The sequence below is a fragment of the Sediminibacillus sp. JSM 1682029 genome (assembly GCF_041366435.1).
GTDB classification, from domain to species: domain Bacteria; phylum Bacillota; class Bacilli; order Bacillales; family Amphibacillaceae; genus Sediminibacillus; species Sediminibacillus terrae.
Genome location: NZ_JBEWYY010000018.1, coordinates 1 through 21272 on the forward strand (window position 1 = coordinate 1; position 21272 = coordinate 21272).

The window sequence follows — 21272 nt, forward strand, 5'->3', positions numbered from 1 at the left end:
CCCATCATTTTAAATGAGTAAGATCCCTCAGAGACGATGAGGTTGATAGGTCCGAGGTGGAAGCGTGGTGACACGTGCAGCTGACGGATACTAATCGATCGAGGACTTAACTTAAAACAAAAAGCGTAGCGGGCTTGGTCAGATGCGACACGCATAAGCCAGTCACCGAAAAGCCCTGCTTTATGGGCTTGTAGGGGAATGACTTATGACGCGAGCATCTAGCCCGCAGAGCTGGATTGAAACAAAAAGCGGAGACGACCGTTAAGGTCCGACTGGATAAGTAAGACCGCGAAAAGGCTGGTTTTCAGCCTTGTAGAGGAATTGCTTACACAGCGAGGACCTGGGAGTCGGAGCTGGATTAAAGCACTAGCACGTGTGAAATTCGTTGATTGTCTTCCTTCTTATCTAGTTTTGAAGGTACACTTTTCTTAATTAATCACCGAGGAAGTTCTGTTAAGCCCGTTCACGTCCTGTGAACAACACAGAACGACCTGCATCCTGCAGGCCTGGTGGCAATAGCGGAGAGGCCACACCTGTTCCCATGCCGAACACAGCAGTTAAGCTCTCCAGCGCCCATGGTAGTTGGGGCTTTGCCCCTGCGAGAGTAGGACGCCGCCAGGCAAAACGAAAACCCCCTTGAATGAGTTCAACCTCGTTCAAGGGGGTTTTCGTATGTCTTTCTTTCCCTTATGCTTAACTGCAGCTCCGGCTTATAGAAGGAACAGCCTGACAGTCAGTAAGTGCTAGCAAATAAAAAACACAAAATCAATAGTTCATTTTTACTAAAATCAAGCTTAACCGTTTAGCCTGTTTAGAAATGCGGAATAACGTTACCAAATACAAAATAAGGAGGTATTTTTATGGAACACGGAAAAGCCCTTGGCATGAAAGCGTTAATGGTTTTACCTATCATGTGGATTGTTATGACGTTGATTTTTGACGTCTCTTTCTGGAGTACTACTGTATTGGGGATTATTTTAATAGCAGCAGCATATGCTCTTGGTGATATGATGGTATTTCCGCGTACAAGCAACATGATGGCAACTGCAGCTGACTTTGGATTAGCGCTAATAGTGCTTTGGATCGGACTTGCAGTCATCGGAGCAGAAAGTACCTTTTTACCGGCATTGATCACAGCGATTGTAATAGCCGCAGGTGAATGGTTCTACCATAAATGGTTAGCGAAAAATAACATGGCGACAATCAGAGAGAGACACAGGTTATCTGAAAGTCATTAATAATGAAAGGTAACAAAACATCATAAATAGAGCGATACAGCAAGCCCTCCGCAATCACGGAGGGCTATTTATATGGCCCCATCATGGTTGAAACACGGACAACGAAAATGCTGCGAAGCTCTACAGTAAAAGGAGAAAAAGAGAAGCAACCCCTTCTCATGGAAATAAACGCATTGTTTTGGGAATTCGACAGGAAATGATAAAATTGACACAGTAGCAGTGTCGTTTAGCATTACTGCCAATGAAGGGGGACGGACGATGAATGGCTCCGTTTTGGAAAAACATTCGCGTTATACATGCATCCCATCAAGGACATTCATCATTTCACAAGGATAAAGGAGCAAGAGGAAATAAATCGTTTGGAACAAATGGTGGATGAGAGAACGGAAACTTTATCCACACTTGTAAAAGAAATCTCGTCTCCGTTGATTCCGGTTTTAGATGGAATTGTAGTGATGCCGCTGATAGGTAAGTATGATGAAGCAAGAGCCGACGATTTGCTGAGCAGAACAATGAAAAACTTACCGGATTATCATGCGGATTTTTTGATCCTGGATGTCATTGGATTGGATGACGATTTGGATGCGTACTCCATTTCTCTTTTGCAAAGTTTGACACAATCCACCGGGTTGCTCGGAATGAAAAGTGCAATTGTCGGTATTTCGCCGAACTTGAGCATGAAGTTGATCGAGGCAAATGTAAACATGAAAGGGTTAAATTGTTTTTCAACATTGAAACATGCGATTCACTTTGCGCTGGCACAGGAAGGCAAACAGATTATTGGGTAAGGAGAGAAACGATGAGTAAAATGAAAATCGAAATGACGGAGAGTCAGTACCAAAAGTTGACCGAGCTTGTTTATTTAGGAAATTGGCTGGTGAATGCCCATCGGAATGAAGAAGTTTCCCACTATGAAGAGCTTGAACAATTCGTTTATAAAAACGCAGGATCAACGGATATTATCTATGACAAGGAAGATGATTTTTATCATCTCAAAGCAGAACTGGAGGAAAAGCTCCATCGTTATATAAAGGAATATGAAGACTATAATTTTTGGGAAGAACTGACTTATCGACTGGCCAACCGTGACTTGCTGCGTGAGCTTGGGCCGAAAGGAAAACTTGAACAAAAGGACATCGATAGAAGACTAAAAATCGCAGAAGGATACGAGAACGAATTTATCAAGAATGGTTTGAAAAATATGACTGTCGAGAAATCCATTTAGTAAAGGCAGCGCCCTATTAGAGTGCTGCCTTTCATCATCGACTATTCACTTGCCTCTGTCGTATTAAAAAACATTTTCTCATCTTTGTAGGTAGGTGTTTTTCCTTTCTCGCGATGTTGGTCCTTTCCCATTTTTCCGTCTGACTCATAGCTTTGTTTATACGTTTTCTTGTCTTTTTCCAACATAAAAACTCCTTTTACTTATAGCATGGCTTAGTCTATTGCTCGTATTCAAACTAAAATGGAAAGAAAGGGAGCAACGTCTATGTTAAAACCTATTCCAGATCATTTACGGACAAATTTGAAGGTCTTGTTTGTAGGATTCAATCCGAGTATAAAGTCTTCTGAAACAGGTCATCATTACGCCAACCCCAACAACCGTTTCTGGACAATCCTGTATCGTTCCGGTCTTACGCCTGTCAAGTTAACCGCAGAGGAAGATGATCGCCTATTGGAATATGGGTATGGGTTAACGAATATTGTCGCAAGACCTACAAAAGAAGCGGCGGAAATAACGAAGGCAGAATATCAGCAGGGAAGGATGGATTTGCTGGATAAAATCACCCGTTATCAGCCCGGCGTTGTATGTTTTGTCGGGAAGGGTGTTTATCAGGAGTTCAGTCAGAAGCGGCAGGTTTCTTGGGGAATGCAGGATAATCCTGTGAGCAACAGTCATGAATTCGTAGCTCCATCTTCGAGCGGCCTGGTCAGAATGAAACTGGACGAAATTACAGCGATTTATCAAAAGTTGACAGAAGTAGTGAAGAAAGGGGATGACCATCCATGGAATTAGCTATCGTTACTGGAGCTTCACGCGGTCTTGGCGCAGCTTTGACTAAGCGCCTTTTGCTGCAGGGAATGAATGTCATCGGTATTTCCCGGAAGGATAATAAGGAACTCCGGGAAACTGCTGAACAATACCAGGAGCATTATCATTATTACACATGTGATTTGGCAAATATCCAGGATGTTGAAAAGGTTTTTAAACAGGTAGCGGACAAAGCATTTGATGGCACCTTCGAAAAGGTGTTTTTAGTTAATAACGCTGGTGTAGTGAGTCCGATCGATACTGCGGGCAATTACGATGTGTCCGCTTTAACCAACCATATCCAAGTTAATCAACTGGCTCCTATGACAACGACAAGTTTACTGATAGCCGAAGCCGAAAAATCGTCTATTCCATTAGTTGTAGTCAATGTCACTTCTGGTGCAGCGAACCGTTCTGTTTATGGGTGGAGTGCGTATAGCAGTACAAAAGCTGCAATCAACCGGTTCACACAAACGGTCGCTCTCGAACAGAATGCGAAAGAAACCGGAAACAAAGCCGTGTTGTATGATCCTGGAAAAATGGATACGGACATGCAGGGAGCAATCCGCTCATCCAGTGAAGAACAATTTCAAGATGTAGAACAGTTCAAGCAATTGAAACAAGAAAATCAGTTACGTGGCGCAGAAATTGTCGCAGACCATCTGGTTTCCGTGTTAAACCTGGGAGTCCGGCTGGAAAGTGGAAAGATATACAGTATCAAGGACGCTGAATAATGCTGCTGGCAGCAATATCATGCTATGGAAGTGCGAAGAGCTTATCAAGCCACATAAAAGGTTCTCTGTCAAACGGGGCGGTGTGATTTTTCACTCCACGCTCTCTTTATCGAAAGGCTCACTACAAAAAATAGCTATTTTCCTGAGGCCGCAGAGGAAATAAACTCTCTTTCCGCGGACGAACGCCCGATCCTCCTCGCAAAGCCTGCTTGTGGGGGCTCGGCTGCCCGTTTTCCGCAGGAGTCTAGCTTATTTCCTCTGCTATACTATTTCGCTCTATAGAGCCTTTTTTACCGTGTGCTGCCATAAAATTTTATGCTTTATCGTTAAAAATCTTTGCTCCCAAAGGAATCTCGTTTTAAAGCCTTTATCGTATTGTTTATTCTTCCGATATCCTCATTACGAATGACTGTAACATCTCTTGTTTCGACCACCAGATTGTTTTACTTGTACGATGAGATGCCTCTATATGTGAAGCACATAGCGATTCCAGACATTCTTCCAGACCTTTTCCGGCTGTCTTCTTTTAAACCATTCATCCAACCGGTGTGTTAATGCATAAACTTCTTTTAAACGCGGATGAATCTGTAGAAGCTTTCCCACCTTTTGTCGCCCTTCTTCTGACAGTTTGGAAGGCTTAAGGCTTCGGTGGCCACACGGTGGTGGTGATGAAGAACCTTCCATAGGAAGTGGCGAATTATTCAGCCAGTATCCCTTTAAACATAAGCACAAAGAAAATAGCAGCTAAGTAAGAAATTTTTTATCATGAAGGTTTGAAAGCGATTCAAGTAAGGAAAAAGATTGATAGGACATATTGGCAGTTTTTTGCTGCGAAAACCCTAGTACATCATGAAATAGGAGCGAAAAAATTTGAAGAAAGGAGATATACATGGCACTTAATGTTGCGCAAAAATTGATGAAGGATCACTTGGTATCGGGAAAGATGGAAGCGGGAGAAGAAATCGGACTGAAAATCGATCAAACTTTGACCCAAGACGCAACAGGCACTTTGGTTATGCTTGAATTGGAAGCCATGGGGATAGATAGGGTGAAAACGGAAGCCTCGGCTCAGTATGTCGATCACAATCTTATCCAAGTGGACCATAAAAATCCGGATGACCATCTATTTCTGGAAAGTGCAACAAGAAGATTCGGAGTCTATTTCAGCAAACCGGGAAACGGTGTGAGCCACCCGGTTCATATGCAGCGGATCGGGAAGCCGGGAAAGACCATGGTAGGTTCCGATAGTCATACTTGTGCTGCAGGATCGATAGGGATGCTGGCGATGGGGGCAGGTGGCATGGAAGTCGCACTTGCCATGGCCGGTCAGCCCTTCTACGTGAAAATGCCGGAAATATGGGGTGTGAAGCTTACTGGTGAGTTACCGGACTGGGTCAGTGCCAAAGATGTCATTCTGGAATTATTAAGAAGGCACGGTGTAAAAGGCGGCGTTGGAAAAATTATTGAGTTTTACGGGCCGGGAGTCAGTCAACTTGGGGCGATGGATCGCCATGTGATTGCCAATATGGGGGCTGAATTAGGTGCAACTACTACTGTTTTTCCATCTGATGAAGAGGTGCGTAAGTTTCTGGAGATGGAAGAGCGAGGTGAAGACTGGATTGAACTAAAAGCCGATAAGGATGCTTCCTATGATTTAGAGGAAGAAATTGATTTATCGAGTTTGGAACCATTGATTGCCAAACCTTCCAGTCCGGGAAATGTGGTCCCTGTTCGAGAAGTGGCGGGCGAACCTATCTATCAGGCGTACATCGGGTCTTCGGCAAATCCTGGCTACCGGGACGTAGCGATTGTGGCAGAAATTGTGAAAGGAAAACAAGTTTCCAACAGTGTCTCCCTGGATATCAACCCGGCATCTCGACAGCTTTTATCTGATATGACAAAATCCGGTCTATTATTTGAACTGATTCAGGCTGGAGGCAGGCTGCACCAGGCTGGATGCAATGGATGTATAGGAATGGGACAGGCTCCCGCAACCGGTAGAAACAGTTTGCGGACTACCCCGCGGAACTTCCCGGGGCGTTCGGGCACCAAAGAAGACGCTGTATTCTTGTGCAGTCCGGAAACGGCAGCGGCTTCGGCATTAACAGGGAAAATCACCGATCCACGCGACTTGGAAATGGAGTATCCGAAGGTAGAACTTCCCGAGCAGCCTACAATTAATAATGAATTGCTGGAAAAGCCGCTTCCCTTGGAAGAGGCCAGAAAAACAGAGCTTGTAAAAGGGCCTAATATATCGAAGATCCCTGAATTTGAAGCATTGCCGGACGAGATGGAATTACCTGTTTTGTTCAAGGTGGGGGATGATATCTCGACCGATGAAATTTTAGCAGGTGGCGGCCGTGTCCTTCCTTATCGCAGTAATTTGGAGGAAATCAGCAAGTTCACTTTTGAAATTTTGGACGGTACCTATTATGAGCGGGCGATGGAAACCAGAGAAGCCGGCGGTCATGTCATAATCGGCGGCAGCAACTACGGTCAGGGTTCCAGCCGTGAACATGCTGCGCTTGCACCACGTTATCTGGGACTTCGCTTTGTCATAGTGAAGGATTATGCGAGGATTCACTGGCAAAATCTCGTCAACTTTGGTGTCTTGCCGTTAGAGTTTGTTCATGATGAAGATTATGACATGCTCGAACACGGAGACGTGCTGCGCGTGAAAAACCTGCATCAGACATTGCCGGCTACGAACGCATTGGAGGTCGAGGTGAAAGGGAAAGGACCGATAGAAGCTAAACACTCGCTATCTAAACGTCAAATCGATGTCATGCTTCATGGCGGACTGATCAACTGGGTCAAACAAGGGGAAGCTAAAAATAGTTAGGTATGTTGAAAAAGTCGAAATATCATTTTATAAAAGATATGGCTGCTCCAACAGGGAAAATCAATGGGGCAGCCTTTTTTTATTGTCCAAGAAGCAATCAAATGAAATGGTAGATAATAATGTGCAGTTCCGGCGCATCCCCCCTGATTTCTGTGGCAAAGAACGAAACGCCAAGGCTCTTCTTAAGCTGGTCGGAGGGTGATGTGTGTCATGCAGGTGTGGCGATGGACACAATTAGCTTAGGTGATGTTTCAATCAAAGCGGCAGGGCGCATCCGGGTCTGCGGCATCCTTGAATAATTGGAAAATTTGTTTTTGAGTATTTCGTCCGGGTGACAAGGGCGGCAGCCGGTCTTCATTGAAAAACTCGGCACGGCTTGTTTCCAATCCACCCGTGGGCCTCCCATTCAGCAATTCGCATTGAATAAACAATTTATATACGTGATAAGGCATCGGCGGGTGATCGTGCTGGACGGTATCATAAACGGCGAGCATCCGGACTGGCTTTACTCTTAATCCTGCCTCTTCCAATGTTTCCTTGGCAGCGACTTCGCCGGGAGTGAGCCCGACATCTCCCCATCCACCGGGCAGAGCCCATTTTCCATCTGATTTTTCCTGAACCAGTAAAAGTTTCCCTTTTTCCAACACGACAGCCCTTATATCCACTTTAGGGGTTTGATACCCAGTTTCATTTGTGAACAAGTCTGTTAATTTAACATAGGGAATGTCTGTATGGCCGGCGACAATTTCTTTGCTGATTTCACGCAGGCGCTGAAAACGCTCTTGGTCATATACATCGCGAGAATATGCTAGACCGGCCTGTGCCAATGCCTGGATTTCCTTCGCCCATGTTAGCCATTTTGGTTCCATGTCTGTTCCTCCTGTCGATTTCAATTTTATAAAAGCTATTCAAAACGTTCCATTCGAAAATACTGCGGAAGAACGGCTTCCCACCTCTCCTCGGGAGGCAATGTGTTATTCTATCGCTTTGAATGTAACCTGAGGTTTCCGAGGAGCACACTTCCGCCTCCTTGCAGGTTAAAGCACTTGTTATACTGGTCAAATACCCAAATTCGATAAACGCCCTTCCGACTTCAGAGAAGCAACATACGCTATAGTACATCGGAAAAAGGAGGGATTGTTTAAATGAGTGGAGGAGCAGGTTACGGATATGGTTCCGGTTTTGCGTTGATTGTTGTCTTGTTCATCTTGCTTATTATTGTCGGGTCATCATGGTTTGGTGGTGGCGGTGGCTACGGCTACGGCGGATACTAATAAGCTCGACCGGTCCATTTAGATAAACCTAATCAACACAGGAGAGCTTCCAGTTGGAAGCTCTTTGTTTTGCTTTGATCATCATTTTTCACTTTTAGAACTCCTTTGCAAAGACAGCTATGCTTTTGTTTTCATTCAAGTCCCGACGGTCCAAGGTCATTTTTTTCATTTAAAAGAAAACAGACCATGTGTATTTCATCGACATATTCATTTTCCTGTTTGATTGCATTTTTTTCTACTCCGTAACACGTAAACCCCGCTTTTTTATATAAATGTTGAGCTGCAAGGTTATCAGCTACTACACTGAGGCCAAGTTGTTCTATGCCGATTTCCGCTGCATCCTGCTTTGCTTTCTTTAACAATTCATATCCCACTCCATTCCCTCTGGCTGATTTGGTCACGTACATCGCCAGAATGTCTCCCTTGTGAGCCACTTTCTCCTGTTCTTTTCGCAGCATGGTGACAACACCGACAATTTTTCTCTCCATGTACGCACCATATGTATAATTAGAAACAGCTTCGAGTCTTTTGGCTGTCGAGTCAACTGGATTCTCCTTTGCTATGGCAGCTTGATATGTAGTCAAAAATGCCCCAGGGCTTTCACGCAAAGCCTCCAGCCTCAACTCCCAGTATTCTGCTGCATGTTCAGGGCCAAGTCTGTGTACTTCCAATCAAATTCCTCCTGTAGTTACTAGAATAGATTTTCAGTTTACCATAGCATCCCAGAATGTTGTGAATATTTAACCACCTTTTTTGGAACGAATCCTGTAACGAGTGACAGAATTTCAAGGACAGGTTATTTTACGGAAATGGACCGTCATGATAAACTTTATAAAGGATGAAATCGTACGATGGCGATAGTTAGCGCATTCCACGCTCCTTTCATATACTGCTTATGCAGTTGATTCGGAAGATGATTTACCTGCCGTTTCCCTCATGATAAAATAGATGATGCAGAAAGGAAGTCATAGATGATTACACGTAAAAGCAATCGAGAAATCGAAATGATGCAGGAGGCTGGCAAGCTGCTTGCATCCACCCATAAAGAAATAGCGAAGAGAATGAAACCGGGCATAACCACCATGGAAATAGAGAAATTCGTCGAGGCTTATTTGGCTGAACATGGCGCAACTGCCGAACAGAAAGGCTATAACGGTTACCAGTTTGCCACATGTGCCTCGGTCAATGATGAAATCTGCCACGGCTTCCCTCGCGATGAGGCACTGAAAGACGGTGACATTGTGACGATTGATATGGTGGTCAACTTAAATGGCGGGCTTGCCGACTCGGCTTGGACGTATGCCGTCGGCGATGTTGACGAGAAAGGGAAACGGTTGATGGAAGTCACCGAAAACTCTCTCTACAAAGGAATAGAAAAGGCGCAGGCGGGAAGCCGGATTGGAGATATCGGCCATGCCATCCAAACGTACGCGGAAGCAGAAGGCTTTTCTGTTGTACGTGATTTTACAGGTCATGGTATTGGACCGACGATACATGAAGATCCTCATATTCCCCACTTTGGCTTGGCAGGAAAAGGCCCGCGTTTAAAAGAGGGTATGGTTATCACAATCGAACCGATGCTGAATGAAGGCACCTGGCACAGTCAAATGGACAGCAACAATTGGACCGCACGGACAACCGACCAAGGGAGATCCGCCCAGTATGAACATACTGTAGTAATTACCAAAGAAGGTCCGAAAATCTTGACCAGTCAGGATGACATCTAAGAGAAAGCAGCACTTGCTTTCTCTTTTTTGGCTCTGGCGGAGTGGGTTGCTTTGACTTATTTGATAAAGGGGGAAATTGTGTGAGAGTTATTTCAATTTGTCCGAGCAATACAGAACTGCTTGATTATTTAGGCAAAGTGGATACCCTGATTGCGGTAGATGATTTTTCTGATTATCCGGAACGGGTGAAACGGTTACCAAAAGTCGGTCCCGACTTATCAATCGATGTTGACAAAATTGCCGGATTGGAGCCCGATTTGGTTTTAGCTTCCCTCAGCGTACCAGGCATGGAAAAAAATATCGAAGCGTTGGACAAACGGCGTATTCCTTACATTATTTTAAACCCGAATTCATTAGAAGAAATCGCAAATGACTTGGAGTCAACAGGCATAGCAATTGGGGAAAAGTCCTTGGGAAAACAGAAAGCTGCGGAATTCAAAAATGAAACCGCTTCCTTTAAAGCGGGGACTGATTCCTCCTATCGTTCGTCTCTTTATTGGGAATGGTGGCCAAAGCCGGTTTTTACACCGGGTAAAGAAAATTGGCTCTCGGAAATCAGCGAGCTGGCCGGTGCCAGGAATGTTTTTGAATCGGAAGCGGGGGCAAGTGTACAAACGACCTGGGAAGAAGTAAGGAGCAGGAACCCAGACCATATTTGTCTGGTCTGGGTTGGTATTCAGGAACAAAAGATGCGTCCGGAATTAGTCAAAAAACGTCCTGGTTGGAAAGAGTTGGACGCTGTCCGGCAAAACCGGATTCATGTACTGCCGGAGTCACTGTTCTGCAGACCGTCGCCACGACTGCTGATCGGACTGGAAAGACTGAATAAAATGCTGGCGAAAGCCTGATTCCCTTAACGATCTCCTTTTATCGCCAAGGTCAGCACGGGGCAAAGCATGCAGAAAAACGCAAATGGCAGGTATGTCAATACGGACACTCCCAACACATCTGCCAAAAAGACACCGCAGACGCTCCATGGTACGAGTGGATTGATGACCGTGCCGGCGTCTTCCAATGTTCGCGACAACTTTTTTCGGGCAATTCCCTGTTCATCATATATTTTTTTATAAGCCTCTCCAGTCAAAAGAATCGATAAATATTGCTCGCCAATCAGGATGTTTGCCCCGATTGCTGTCAACACAGTGGTCAGTGTCACTCTGCGTAGACTTGTCAGTTTGGACTGAATCGATTTTAACAAAGAGGGAATGATGCCAGTTACAAACAGCAGACCACCTAACCCCAGAGCTAAAAGGACGAGGGAAATGGTCAAGAACATGGATTCCATCCCCCCTCTGCTCAGAAGGCCGTCGACTGTTTTGATGCCGGTATCAGCCATGTACCCGGAGTACCAGGTTTTCCAAATCTCCAGCCAATCCATGGTTCCGCTAAAGCCCGCGAGCAGCGTCGCAAGCAGACTGCTGGCGGCGATAGTCAGGAATGCCGGAATTTTAAACAAAGTAAGTACCACCAGGAGGAGAAGCGGGAGCCAGGCATACCAGTGCAGCAATCCAGAACCGGAAAGCCCCTGCTGATATTGTTCAAGTTGAGTCCCGCCTATCTGGCGGTTGGGCGATAGAAAAACAAAAATGATGAAAGTGATCAAAAATGCCGGCAGGGTTGTCCAGGCCATGTTCCGGATGTGTTGAAAAAGGTCGACTTGGACGATGGTTGAAGCAAGGTTGGTAGTATCCGAAAGTGGTGACATTTTATCTCCGAAAAATGCTCCGGATACTATCGCCCCTGCCGAAACTGCTAATGATAAGTCCATTGCTTCGGCCATGCCGATAAAAGCCACGCCGATTGTAGCGCTTGTCGTTAAGGAGCTCCCCAAGGCAGTGCCAATCAGGGCCGTAACGGCAAAAGCAATGGCAAAAAACCAGGTGCCCCCGATGAGCTGGATGCCTGTATTCATTAACACTGGTATAGTGCCGCTTACCATCCAGCTGCTGATCAGGACGCCAATCAGTAAAAATAGAAATACGGCGCCGATACCTGTCCGTGCCCCTTCAGCCATTCCTGACTGCAAATCGACAAATGGAATTTTCTTTAGAAGACCGTAGGTTATTACAGTCATGACAGCCAGAATAAGAGGAATGTGCGGAACTGTTTCTAATTTGATAATAAATAAACCAATAATGGCGATGACCAATACCAGCAACATGGCGGCTTCCTGCCATGGCGGTGTCTGTTTGGGATTGATTTGAAACATAAGCATACTCCTTTTGTAGTTTTCAGCTTTTATCTTTTGGATTTCAGGGAGTTTTCTACCCGCGAGGAGACGATAAAAATAAAAAAGCTCCATCCCTGAAAGGGACGAAGCTTTTTACTCCGCGGTACCACCCTAATTGATGAACGAATCCATCCAGCTTTTAAAACTGCCGCTTCTTGCGATCCTGTAATTCAACTTTACCCTGCCCGGGCTTTCACCAACCGCCCGGTCTCTATCGACTGACAGCAGTAAAGTCTACTTCGGAATCTGCGGAAAACTTTTATGGTAATCTGTTTCCGTGAATCATACAATAAAGCTTGTATCACTGTCAACGCCTTCTTAAGTGGAAAATAGTTGAAACTCTTTCTATTTAACTAGCAATCCGGTATAATGAATGAAAAATTTTTTACACCGGAGGGCGGCACATGTCATTAAAAGCAGTAGTAAGAACAGAGGAATCTGCTCGTCTATATATGGTCCGGAAAGGGGTAGCCAGAGGGGTGCCGATCATGCTTGGTTATTTACCAGTTGCACTTACATATGGTGTATTGGCAAAACAGGCCGGGATGACGGTTGCCGAGATCACTCTGATGAGTGTGCTCGTCTTCGCCGGTGCAAGCCAGTTTATGGGGGCCGCTATGATAGCGGCAGGCACCGGTGCCATCGAAATAATCATTGCTACGTTTGTGTTGAACTTCCGTCATTTTGTAATGAGCTTCTCATTTATGAACCGCCTCCGTTTCATCGGCTTGCAATGGAAGGTGCCTCTTTCACTGGGTTTGACGGATGAAACTTTTTCGGTCGCCTCGATGCACACAGAGGAGGCCAAGCAGGAAAAAGGGATGTATTTTTACGCGGCATTAATGATAACTGCGTATTCTGCATGGGTGGCTGGTTCGTTTTTAGGCGGGGTTCTAGGTGACGTCATCCCGGCAGTTTTGAGCCAGAGTATGGGAATCGCTTTATATGCGATGTTTATCGGATTGCTTTTGCCCAGTGTCAGGAAGGAATTGCGGGTCGGTTTGATAGCAGTCATTGCGATGCTCGTCAATGCCTTTAGCAGTCAATTCATCAGTGATGGCTGGGCGATTGTATCAGGAACGCTTATAGGCGGGCTGTGCGGCGTCTTTCTGTTAAAGGAGGAAAAGCAATGATTTTGTTGATCATCCTTGGCATGTCACTCGTTACCATGATTCCGCGAATATTGCCTGCATACATTGTCGATAAGATCCATTTTCCAGAATGGATGAACAGATGGCTTAATGCCATCCCCTACGCAGCATTGGGAGCATTGATTTTTCCGGGAATATTGACAGTGAAACCCGATCAACCGCATATAGGATTGGCTGGCGGCGCTGTGGCTGTCATTTTGGCCTTCCTGGGTCTTAATATCATTCTTGTTGTTATCGGTGCCATTGTGACTGTCTTTCTTCTGACAATATAAAAAGGAGGAGGGCGTGGATATCCAAGATTGCCCGATATAGCGGAAAGTATAGATACAGAAAGAGGGGAAAAAGGATGTACCATATCAGAAAAGCTGAATTAGAGGATGCTGAACAAATTGCCAATGTGCATGTGAACAGTTGGAAATCAACGTATTTTGAGCTGATTAATGAAAAAGATATGTCCAATATCACCTTCGAAAACCGGAAAGCCTTGTGGGAGACGATTTTAAAAATGCCAACCTCCGGCCAAGTCGCTTTGGTGGTGGAAAATACTGACGGTGAGATTGTCGGCTTTGTGTCAGGAGGCAAAGAACGGACGAAACGATTTGGCTTTGATGGGGAAATATATGCTATTTACTTACTGGCAGATTATCAACGGCAGGGGCTTGGGACCCGGATGCTGGCTGCATTTACGGAAGAAATGGTAAAGGAAGGGTATCAATCCATGCTGGTGTGGGTGCTTACCCAAAATCCCTCGAGCAGATTCTATGCGAAACATGGGGCGCGTCAAATTGAGAAAGAAGATACAACCATCGGTGAAGGTACTTATCAGGAGTCTGCTTTCGGTTGGGAAAATATTCAAGGGCTGTTGAAAAAACTGCAAAGCCTGGAACAGCGGGGTTGAAAAAGTTACTGCACGGCCAAAGCAAAAAACCGGGCGAGTTCAGAGCCTAAGCTTCGAACTCGCCCGGTTTTTTCATTTTCCGCTAATAATTTATAGTTGAGCTTTTTAACCTTCTGCTTAGAATAATAGTGCCATCACAGCTACATAGTCATAGGCTATCCATCTGTGATGGCATCCGGCGCAGGCTCAATATGGATATGGGCATGATTGACGTCATGTTTTTCCTGGAGCAAATCCTCTATTCTCTCGGTGATTTCATGACTTTCTTGTACGTCGAGAGAAGGTTCTACGTATATCGTTACTTCCACCAAGGTCTGGTTGCCATGAAGACGGCCTTTGATGTCTTTTACTTCTTTTACCTCTTCATCACTGGCTATGCTGTTTTTTATCGTCAGCAGTTCTCCTTCATCGAAACCATCTGTCAAAGTATGTGTGGCGTCCCGGAAAATATTCCATGCCGTTTTGCAAATGATGACGCCGACAATCAGACCAGCAGCAGGATCCAGCCAATACAGACCGAACTGTGCTCCGGCAATCCCGACGAAGGCTCCAATACTAACCAGTGCATCTGATTTATTATCCTGCGCTGCCGCATGAAGAGAAGAACTGTTTATTTTTTTGGAAAGCCGTAAATTGAATCGATAGACTGCGAGCATAACCAAGGCGCTGCCCAAAGCTGTCCAGGCGGTAATCATGCTGGGCTGAGCCAGGGAATGGTCGATGATTTTCTGAATCGTATCGAGAATGACCTGAAATCCGACGGTAACCATAATGAAGGCTGCAACCAGGGATGCAATTGTTTCAGCCCGGAAGTGACCATAATGGTGGTCTTCATCAGGCGGCTTTCGAGAAATCCGCAAGCCGATTAATACGGCAACGGAAGCAACGACATCTGTTGTATTGTTAAGCCCGTCCGCTCTTAGGGCATCCGAGTTTCCGATAGAAGCGATGATTAACTTGGAAAGAGCCAAAATCAAATAAGCAACGATGCTGATCCAGGCTCCCCGTTCGCCTCTTTTTAAATTTTCATATTGACCCATGAAATAATTGCCTCCGCTTCCTGTCGCTTTTCCAGCAAACATAGCTTATCAAATCAAACTTCAGTAAGTCCAGAGAAAAAAAGCTTGCTCCAGTCACTATAGTTGACCCCAGGCAATTTAGTTTAATCGGTGAAACGCCGGTGCTTAGAATTGTCCAGACTGCATAAGATTAATTGTACACATTTAAGGGTAAAGAAATACAAGGAATCATCTTATTAATCTTTTTATATCAAGGGAGTGAGAGCATGTATCAAGAAACGGTAATCATAGAAGGTTTAGTGGATGGAATGCGCTTCTCCAAACCAATTTCACTCTCCTACAATCCTCAACAGGAAACCATCGAAGAGGCAATCATCAATTTTTATAACAGTCAAGCTCGGACCTTCGATGAACTTGCTGTCCAAAGAGGCTGGGGCGAGTGTTATTGGACATTTCCTTCATACAGTAAAGTAGTCTAATTGGAGGCACGACCTTATTGGTCTGCCTCTCTTTTTTTGCTGTGAACAGAACTGGAAAAAGTTCTTCCGTCCCGGTCACGAACATGAAAGGGAGGCAGAGGATCGGGAAAAACGCACTTCATCTCAGCCGGATTTATAGCATTTTACGAGTCAAAGATAATATAAAACAGCTTACCATTTGCTGGTATGGGGTATAAAAAAGTGCATACTCCTGTAAGAAAGGAGAATACTAGCAGGTAAAATGGAAAGGAGAATGTATCATGGTGAAAATGGCAATTTTTTATTATAGTTCTACGGGGACCAATTATCAATTGGCACAATGGGCCGAAGAGGCAGCAAAGGATGCAGGTGCGGAAGTCAGAGTCAGAAAGATCAAGGAACTTGCACCAGAAGAAGCGATTGCCCAAAATCCGGCATGGAAAGAGCATTATGAGGCAACCAAAGATGTGCCGGAAGCGACCAATGATGACCTCGACTGGGCTGATGGATTTATTTTTAGTGTGCCAACCCGATTCGGGAATGTTCCTTCCCAGGCAAAGCAGTTCTTCGATCAGGCTGGAGGATTATGGGCTCAAGGAAAGCTTGTCAACAAGGTAGTAAGCGCCATGACATCAGCTCAAAATCCGCATGGTGGACAGGAAGCAACGACGTTGAATCTATATACGACTATGTTCCATTGGGGAGCAATCATCGTCGGTCCCGGCTATACGGATCCGGTGACGTTTGCTGCCGGAGGGAACCCGTATGGCATTAGTGTCAGTGTCGATCAGGACGGCAACATGGTAGAGGATGTAGAGGCAGCTGTGAAGCACCAGGCAAAAAGGACGGTTGAAGTGACCAAAAAAATTGCAGAATAAGTAAAAGTCCAAGGGAATGTCCTGTCAACAAAAATTGCAGGACATTCCCTTTCTTAAGGACTTCGATTGAACAAAGGTTAAGACCAGGATGCTATAAACTAGTTTTCCCTTATTTATGGAAAAACACTTTTTCTCCATGAAGGGACATACCTGCTTCTTGCATGAAAAAGCGGCTCTTAGGAAAACATGAAAGGAGAGAAAATTAGAAAGGAACATTGCCATGCACGCCACGAACAATTCGCATCAGGAAAGCGAAATACACGAAAAAAGATGGGCAATCGTTTCACTGGCTTCGATTCCACTGATCATGACGCTGGGGAACTCGATGCTTATTCCGGTACTCCCCCTAATGGAAAAAGAAATGGATATTTCCAAACTGCAATCAAGTTATATTATTACGGTCTATTCCATTGTAGCCATCTTTTTTATTCCCCTGGCGGGATTTCTGTCCGATCGATTCGGGAGGAAAGTCGTGATCATTCCATCTCTTATCATAGTCGGACTGGGGGGACTCCTATCCGGATATGCTTCTTGGAGGATGAGTGATCCGTTTCCGTATATTTTGCTTGGTCGGATTCTTCAAGGGATTGGTACCTCAGGAACGGCACCGATTGTTCTTCCGCTGGTTGGGGACATGTTCCGCAGGGAGAAGGATGTAAGTGCAACACTTGGATTAATTGAAACCTCCAACACATTTGGCAAGGTACTGAGTCCAATTTTAGGATCGTTGCTGGCTGGAATCATTTGGTTTTTGCCATTTTGGGCCATCCCTGTTTTTTGTGCTATTTCCTTACTCCTGATTTTACTACTGGTACGTAAGCCGAAAAATGACCAAAAAGGACCGCACTTCAAAGAATTTTGGAAGAATACCCGGAAAACGTTCCACCGGCATGGTGGATGGTTGTCGGCTGTATTCGCTATAGGTGCGATTCTTATGTTTATTTTGTTCGGTATTTTGTTTTATTTATCAAGTGTCTTAGAGGATCAATACCACTTTTCTGGGATAAAAAAGGGCTTATACTTAGCAGGTCCACTTGCTGCCCTCTGTCTTGCTTCCTATACAACAGGAAAAGTGATCAAGGATGACCTGGTGAAGATGAAATGGATAACTTTTTCCGGTATTTTGTTGTCCGGACTGTCGGTGGTAGCCGTCCGGTTTTCTGATCAATTTGTTTATTTATTGATTGTCTTCTTGCTTTGTGGAATTGGAATAGGAGCTGGTCTTCCGTGTTTAGACGCCTTGATCACAGAAAGTATTGAAAAGGGGGTCAGGGGGACTGTCACCTGTATTTACAGTTCTGCGCGCTATTTAGGTGTTGCAGCAGGACCACCGATCATCGCGTTGTTAATGAAGGTTGATTTGACATGGATGGTAGTGTTGCTTGCATGTCTTGCAGTCGTCGCGGCCTTTCTTTCCTTTAAAACTATCCGACCAGAAGCAGATGGAGAGAAGACGTGACCATAACCGGACGAGACTCGGACAAAAGCAAGGTGAAACAAATTTGGATTAGAAAAAGGGAAACCGTTCTATCCTTTTTAAACGAAAGGTGCGGCTCTCAACTCCGGCCAGGCACTTCGTTTTCCGTGGGCACGGCTTTAGCTGACTTGGTAAAAAATCCCCTTTGCCAAGTGGACTTCAGCTCGTGCTCTTCATAGTACGATGGCTGATTGTTCCTCGTGAAATGCAACTTAAAGGCTTGTCCATCTTGATAAATGGGCTTTTTTGGGAGTTTTGGGAGAAAAAAATAAGGGAACTGGTAAATAAATATTCAGAAAATTATTGCATTATAACTAATTTTCTAGGATAATAAAAAAAAGGAACAAGGGGGCGTGTTCCATGAAAAAGCATAAAATCAATTACAGATTACAGGCTTTTGGAACCAATAGGAAAAGTAAAATCGTGGCCAGACGTGAAATCTCCTATGAAATTAAGCTTGCTACTAAATTACTTCTCGATGAATTATGTTTTAACTGGAACAAATCACGCTTAGAAGCTCAAATCAACAACTCGATTGATGCAAGTGACAGAGAAGCTTTCCTTTCCTTAAGCGAGCAATATCAGTCGTATGTTAAGGAATAAGCAGCGTTAGGTGAATAGATAAATCCTTGCCATTTTTTTCAGGCAGGGATTTTTTTACAGCATTTTTTTCTAAAAGAGCCTTCTCCATTATGTTACACTTAGAAACGTATCATAGAAAACACAACCAGAAATGAAGGGGTTTATCATGAAGGGAAAAGCATTACTCATAACAGCGGCTCTCGGGGCCGTATTGCTAGGCTGTCAGCAGGATGAAGAGCCGAAACCGGGCGAAGATAACCAAGCCAGTCAAACGGAACTGGATGATAAGCAAGCCCTTGACCAATCCGATACACAAAATGAAAATCAGGAATCCGGACAGGATCAGGAAGGGAAAAAAGGCGATGAAAACAACGACAGTAGCAGTGGGAAACTGGAAAAACCGGAGGACGGGGAAGTCGTAACCGTTGAAGACCCGGAAAGTACTTTGGTACTAGTCAATAAACAGTTCAAACTTCCAGACGGTTATGAGCCACCTGACCTGATGGCGCCGGATGTACCGTTTTATTTTGAAGAAGATTTGGAAAAACGCTATATGCGCGAAGAAGCTGCCCATGCACTAGAGGAATTGTTCAGTGGAGCAGAGGAGGCAGGTCTGGATTTGGTTGCCGCTTCCGGATACCGCTCTTATGAACGCCAGGAAGAAATTTATCAGCAAAACGTCGATAGTATGGGGCAGGAGGAAGCTGACAAATTCTCGGCAAAACCCGGGAATAGTGAGCATCAGACTGGCCTGGCAATGGATGTGACGTCCGCTGAGATGGCTTTTTCACTAGAACAGTCTTTTAAACAGACCGATGAAGGGACTTGGCTGGCAGAGAATGCCCATAACTATGGTTTTATTATTCGTTATCCAGAAGGGAAAGAGGATATTACCGGTTACAGTTATGAACCTTGGCATATCCGTTATGTCGGGAAAAAGGCCGCCGAGGAAATTTATCAGCGAAATACGACTTTGGAAGAGTACCTGTTTTCTGAATAATACAGCGCGAGCTGTACTGCAATAAAAGCATACAGACCGAACGATGATTCGAAATTCTGATTAATTCGAACTCGTTCGGTTTTTTTTTCACCCTTTAAGCCGAGTCAGGCCATTGCGAGACAATAAACCTTGCTCCGCAAGGTAATGGAAACTTGGCTTTGTAACGCTTTAAGCAGCGTATTGGAACCACTGCTTCTACTTGTTGTTTAACGGCTCGTCTTTGCCGCAGGTGTACATAAATCGAATTCCATAACATATCTGTGTAATACTGAATGTCGCTTTCGCAGCTTTCCTTTTCTGTCATCGAATGGATGGAATCTCTTTTTGAAAAAATAGACAGAATCTTAACAAAATTTGATCGCTATTCTGTTATGCTTGTGTAAAGAGGAAGGGAAGGGAGAAGAGGGATGAAAAATAAACGGGTGCGCAGCTGGCTACTATATGATTGGGGAAATTCCGCTTTTGCCACCACTATCATGGCGGCCATTTTACCGGTGTTTTATTACGATGTGGCTGCCCAAGGGCTTCCGGAAAACATGGCAGCAAGCTACTGGGGCTATTCCCAGTCATTGGCGGTATTGCTCGTCGCGGTGATGTCTCCGATCCTGGGAGCGATCAGTGACTACTCAGCAGCCAAAAAACAGTTTTTGCGTTTTTTTGCCTTTATGGGAATGATTGCAAGTGTTCTTCTGGCCTTTGTAGGGGAAGGTGACTATTTATTTGCTTCGATTCTTTTGATCGTCGGTACAATCGGCTTTTCAGGCGGTAATGTTTTTTATGATGCTTTTTTGCCGGAAATAGCAGGAGAGGACAATATCGACAGCATATCGACCAGGGGATTTGCCTTTGGTTATATTGGCGGGGGTCTTTTATTGGCTGTGAATGTCCTGATGCTTCTGAAGCATGATTGGTTTGGCATGCCGGATCAAGCGGTAGCCAGCCGTGTATCCTTTGCCACTGTCGGACTTTGGTGGTTTGTTTTTTCCATTCCGCTATTCCGGAACATTCGGGAAGAAAAGAAACATCAACAGCAGCGCAGTCAATCATATGCCGCGATTGGATTCAAGCGGGTGGCAGGCACATTGAAGGACTTAAAGCAGTACAGGCAGCTCTTGATATTTCTGTTGGCCTTTTGGCTATATAATGATGGAATTTCCACCATTATTAAGATGGCAACCATTTACGGAAAAGACATCGGTATTGATACCAATTCATTGATAACCGCCCTGTTGATCACACAGTTTATTGGCATTCCTTCTACTTTCTTCTTTGGCTGGCTTGCCGGAAAAATTTCGGCGAAGAAGGCATTGCTGATTTCTCTTTATGCCTATGTGGCCATCGTCATTTTAGGATTTTTTATGGTTTCCGCTTTTCATTTTTATTTGCTGGCAGTTAGTGTCGGTCTGGTCCAGGGTGGTGCACAGGCATTGAGCCGTTCGATTTACGGGAGGATGATACCAGCAGACAGGCATGCAGAATTTTACGGTTTTTACGGAATTTCTTCAAAATTCGCAGCTGTTTTCGGACCGTTTCTGTTTGGTTTCGTCGGACAATTAACTGGTTCAAGCAGGTTCGGTATTATTTCCTTATTGCTTTTCTTTATAGCGGGAATTGTGCTGTTGCAACTGGTGAATATAGATAAAGGGGTTGAGGAAGCGAATAAACAGACGAACGATGACTTAAAAGTGGAAGTATATTGACGGGATGATTGATAAAAAAAGTCCGGCAGTGT

Annotated in this window: 23 protein-coding genes and 2 rRNA genes; 20 read left to right on the forward strand and 5 right to left on the reverse strand. The window is 44.8% G+C overall.

Translation table 11 applies throughout. The features are described 5' to 3' along the window. From ABVF09_RS19185 to ABVF09_RS19205, 5 genes are all read left to right on the forward strand, one after another. Positions 1 to 114 (forward strand): 23S ribosomal RNA (locus tag ABVF09_RS19185); the annotation flags it as partial. Between the two features lie 391 nt (positions 115 to 505). Next, positions 506 to 621: ribosomal RNA gene (gene rrf, locus ABVF09_RS19190) — 5S ribosomal RNA — on the forward strand. Between the two features lie 239 nt (positions 622 to 860). Beyond that, a complete protein-coding gene (locus ABVF09_RS19195) occupies positions 861 to 1238 on the forward strand; it encodes a DUF2512 family protein (RefSeq protein WP_026569082.1) in 378 nt (125 codons plus the stop codon). Positions 1239 to 1606: 368 nt separating this feature from the next. Next, positions 1607 to 2026, forward strand: a complete 420-nt coding sequence (locus ABVF09_RS19200) for an STAS domain-containing protein (RefSeq protein ID WP_371069868.1) — start codon at positions 1607 to 1609, stop codon at positions 2024 to 2026. An 11-nt stretch (positions 2027 to 2037) separates the two neighbouring features. Further along, positions 2038 to 2463, forward strand: coding sequence for a hypothetical protein (locus ABVF09_RS19205; RefSeq protein WP_026569084.1), 426 nt, complete (start codon positions 2038 to 2040; stop codon positions 2461 to 2463). 41 nt (positions 2464 to 2504) lie between these two features. Here ABVF09_RS19205 and ABVF09_RS19210 read toward each other — a convergent pair whose 3' ends face one another. Beyond that, positions 2505 to 2645 carry a hypothetical protein gene (locus ABVF09_RS19210; protein WP_162832889.1) on the reverse strand — a complete coding sequence of 47 codons (141 nt, stop codon included), beginning with the start codon at positions 2643 to 2645 and terminating at the stop codon, positions 2505 to 2507. Between the two features lie 82 nt (positions 2646 to 2727). Between ABVF09_RS19210 and mug the strand changes: the two genes are divergently transcribed. The 3 genes from mug to ABVF09_RS19225 all read left to right on the forward strand — a co-directional run bounded on the left by mug (position 2728) and on the right by ABVF09_RS19225 (position 6846). Further along, positions 2728 to 3255 (forward strand): G/U mismatch-specific DNA glycosylase, encoded by a 528-nt coding sequence (mug, locus tag ABVF09_RS19215; protein ID WP_026771803.1) that lies wholly within the window; start codon positions 2728 to 2730, stop codon positions 3253 to 3255. Beyond that, the gene (locus ABVF09_RS19220; RefSeq protein WP_026569086.1) at positions 3246 to 4004 is read left to right on the forward strand and encodes a (S)-benzoin forming benzil reductase; all 759 of its coding nucleotides are present in this window, start codon (positions 3246 to 3248) and stop codon (positions 4002 to 4004) included. The genes mug and ABVF09_RS19220 overlap by 10 nt, the downstream gene beginning before the upstream one ends. A gap of 889 nt (positions 4005 to 4893) precedes the next feature. Next, on the forward strand, positions 4894 to 6846 hold the full coding sequence (locus ABVF09_RS19225; RefSeq protein WP_371069854.1) for an aconitate hydratase: 1953 nt from the start codon (positions 4894 to 4896) through the stop codon (positions 6844 to 6846). A 251-nt stretch (positions 6847 to 7097) separates the two neighbouring features. Here ABVF09_RS19225 and ABVF09_RS19230 read toward each other — a convergent pair whose 3' ends face one another. After that, complete coding sequence (locus tag ABVF09_RS19230; protein ID WP_026771801.1) at positions 7098 to 7715, reverse strand: NUDIX hydrolase; 618 nt, start codon at positions 7713 to 7715, stop codon at positions 7098 to 7100. A 276-nt stretch (positions 7716 to 7991) separates the two neighbouring features. Between ABVF09_RS19230 and ABVF09_RS19235 the strand changes: the two genes are divergently transcribed. After that, positions 7992 to 8120 carry a YjcZ family sporulation protein gene (locus tag ABVF09_RS19235; protein WP_074598195.1) on the forward strand — a complete coding sequence of 43 codons (129 nt, stop codon included), beginning with the start codon at positions 7992 to 7994 and terminating at the stop codon, positions 8118 to 8120. 131 nt (positions 8121 to 8251) lie between these two features. Here ABVF09_RS19235 and ABVF09_RS19240 read toward each other — a convergent pair whose 3' ends face one another. Continuing rightward, on the reverse strand, positions 8252 to 8791 hold the full coding sequence (locus ABVF09_RS19240; protein WP_371069855.1) for a GNAT family N-acetyltransferase: 540 nt from the start codon (positions 8789 to 8791) through the stop codon (positions 8252 to 8254). 300 nt (positions 8792 to 9091) lie between these two features. Here ABVF09_RS19240 and map point away from each other — a divergent pair, with 300 nt between their 5' ends. Continuing rightward, complete coding sequence (gene map, locus ABVF09_RS19245) at positions 9092 to 9847, forward strand: type I methionyl aminopeptidase (RefSeq protein ID WP_026771800.1); 756 nt, start codon at positions 9092 to 9094, stop codon at positions 9845 to 9847. An 80-nt stretch (positions 9848 to 9927) separates the two neighbouring features. Then, the gene (locus ABVF09_RS19250) at positions 9928 to 10695 is read left to right on the forward strand and encodes a cobalamin-binding protein (RefSeq protein ID WP_371069856.1); all 768 of its coding nucleotides are present in this window, start codon (positions 9928 to 9930) and stop codon (positions 10693 to 10695) included. A 5-nt stretch (positions 10696 to 10700) separates the two neighbouring features. On the opposite strand, the gene nhaC is transcribed toward ABVF09_RS19250, so the two are convergent. After that, positions 10701 to 12056 (reverse strand): Na+/H+ antiporter NhaC, encoded by a 1356-nt coding sequence (gene nhaC / locus ABVF09_RS19255; RefSeq protein ID WP_026569090.1) that lies wholly within the window; start codon positions 12054 to 12056, stop codon positions 10701 to 10703. Between the two features lie 425 nt (positions 12057 to 12481). Here nhaC and ABVF09_RS19260 point away from each other — a divergent pair, with 425 nt between their 5' ends. The 3 genes from ABVF09_RS19260 (at position 12482) to ABVF09_RS19270 (ending at position 14126) form a co-directional block, all read left to right on the forward strand. Continuing rightward, the gene (locus ABVF09_RS19260; protein ID WP_371069857.1) at positions 12482 to 13210 is read left to right on the forward strand and encodes an AzlC family ABC transporter permease; all 729 of its coding nucleotides are present in this window, start codon (positions 12482 to 12484) and stop codon (positions 13208 to 13210) included. Then, the gene (locus tag ABVF09_RS19265) at positions 13207 to 13500 is read left to right on the forward strand and encodes an AzlD domain-containing protein (RefSeq protein WP_026569092.1); all 294 of its coding nucleotides are present in this window, start codon (positions 13207 to 13209) and stop codon (positions 13498 to 13500) included. The genes ABVF09_RS19260 and ABVF09_RS19265 overlap by 4 nt, the downstream gene beginning before the upstream one ends. A gap of 74 nt (positions 13501 to 13574) precedes the next feature. Further along, a complete protein-coding gene (locus ABVF09_RS19270; RefSeq protein ID WP_371069858.1) occupies positions 13575 to 14126 on the forward strand; it encodes a GNAT family N-acetyltransferase in 552 nt (183 codons plus the stop codon). A 155-nt stretch (positions 14127 to 14281) separates the two neighbouring features. Here the strand turns inward: ABVF09_RS19270 and ABVF09_RS19275 are convergent, their stop codons facing one another. Continuing rightward, on the reverse strand, positions 14282 to 15166 hold the full coding sequence (locus tag ABVF09_RS19275; protein ID WP_026771795.1) for a cation diffusion facilitator family transporter: 885 nt from the start codon (positions 15164 to 15166) through the stop codon (positions 14282 to 14284). 245 nt (positions 15167 to 15411) lie between these two features. Here ABVF09_RS19275 and ABVF09_RS19280 point away from each other — a divergent pair, with 245 nt between their 5' ends. The 6 genes from ABVF09_RS19280 (at position 15412) to ABVF09_RS19305 (ending at position 21240) form a co-directional block, all read left to right on the forward strand. Continuing rightward, positions 15412 to 15624: a hypothetical protein gene (locus tag ABVF09_RS19280; RefSeq protein WP_026569095.1), complete on the forward strand. Its 213-nt coding sequence runs from the start codon at positions 15412 to 15414 to the stop codon at positions 15622 to 15624. Positions 15625 to 15884: 260 nt separating this feature from the next. Further along, positions 15885 to 16481: an NAD(P)H:quinone oxidoreductase gene (gene wrbA, locus ABVF09_RS19285; RefSeq protein WP_026569096.1), complete on the forward strand. Its 597-nt coding sequence runs from the start codon at positions 15885 to 15887 to the stop codon at positions 16479 to 16481. A gap of 220 nt (positions 16482 to 16701) precedes the next feature. After that, a complete protein-coding gene (locus tag ABVF09_RS19290; RefSeq protein ID WP_026569097.1) occupies positions 16702 to 17940 on the forward strand; it encodes an MFS transporter in 1239 nt (412 codons plus the stop codon). A gap of 378 nt (positions 17941 to 18318) precedes the next feature. Continuing rightward, a complete protein-coding gene (locus ABVF09_RS19295) occupies positions 18319 to 18561 on the forward strand; it encodes an IDEAL domain-containing protein (RefSeq protein WP_026569099.1) in 243 nt (80 codons plus the stop codon). Positions 18562 to 18706: 145 nt separating this feature from the next. Further along, complete coding sequence (locus tag ABVF09_RS19300; RefSeq protein WP_037329100.1) at positions 18707 to 19540, forward strand: M15 family metallopeptidase; 834 nt, start codon at positions 18707 to 18709, stop codon at positions 19538 to 19540. Positions 19541 to 19947: 407 nt separating this feature from the next. Next, entirely contained in the window at positions 19948 to 21240 is a 1293-nt protein-coding gene (locus ABVF09_RS19305) for an MFS transporter (protein WP_153462350.1), read from the forward strand. Positions 21241 to 21272: the final 32 nt, after the last annotated feature.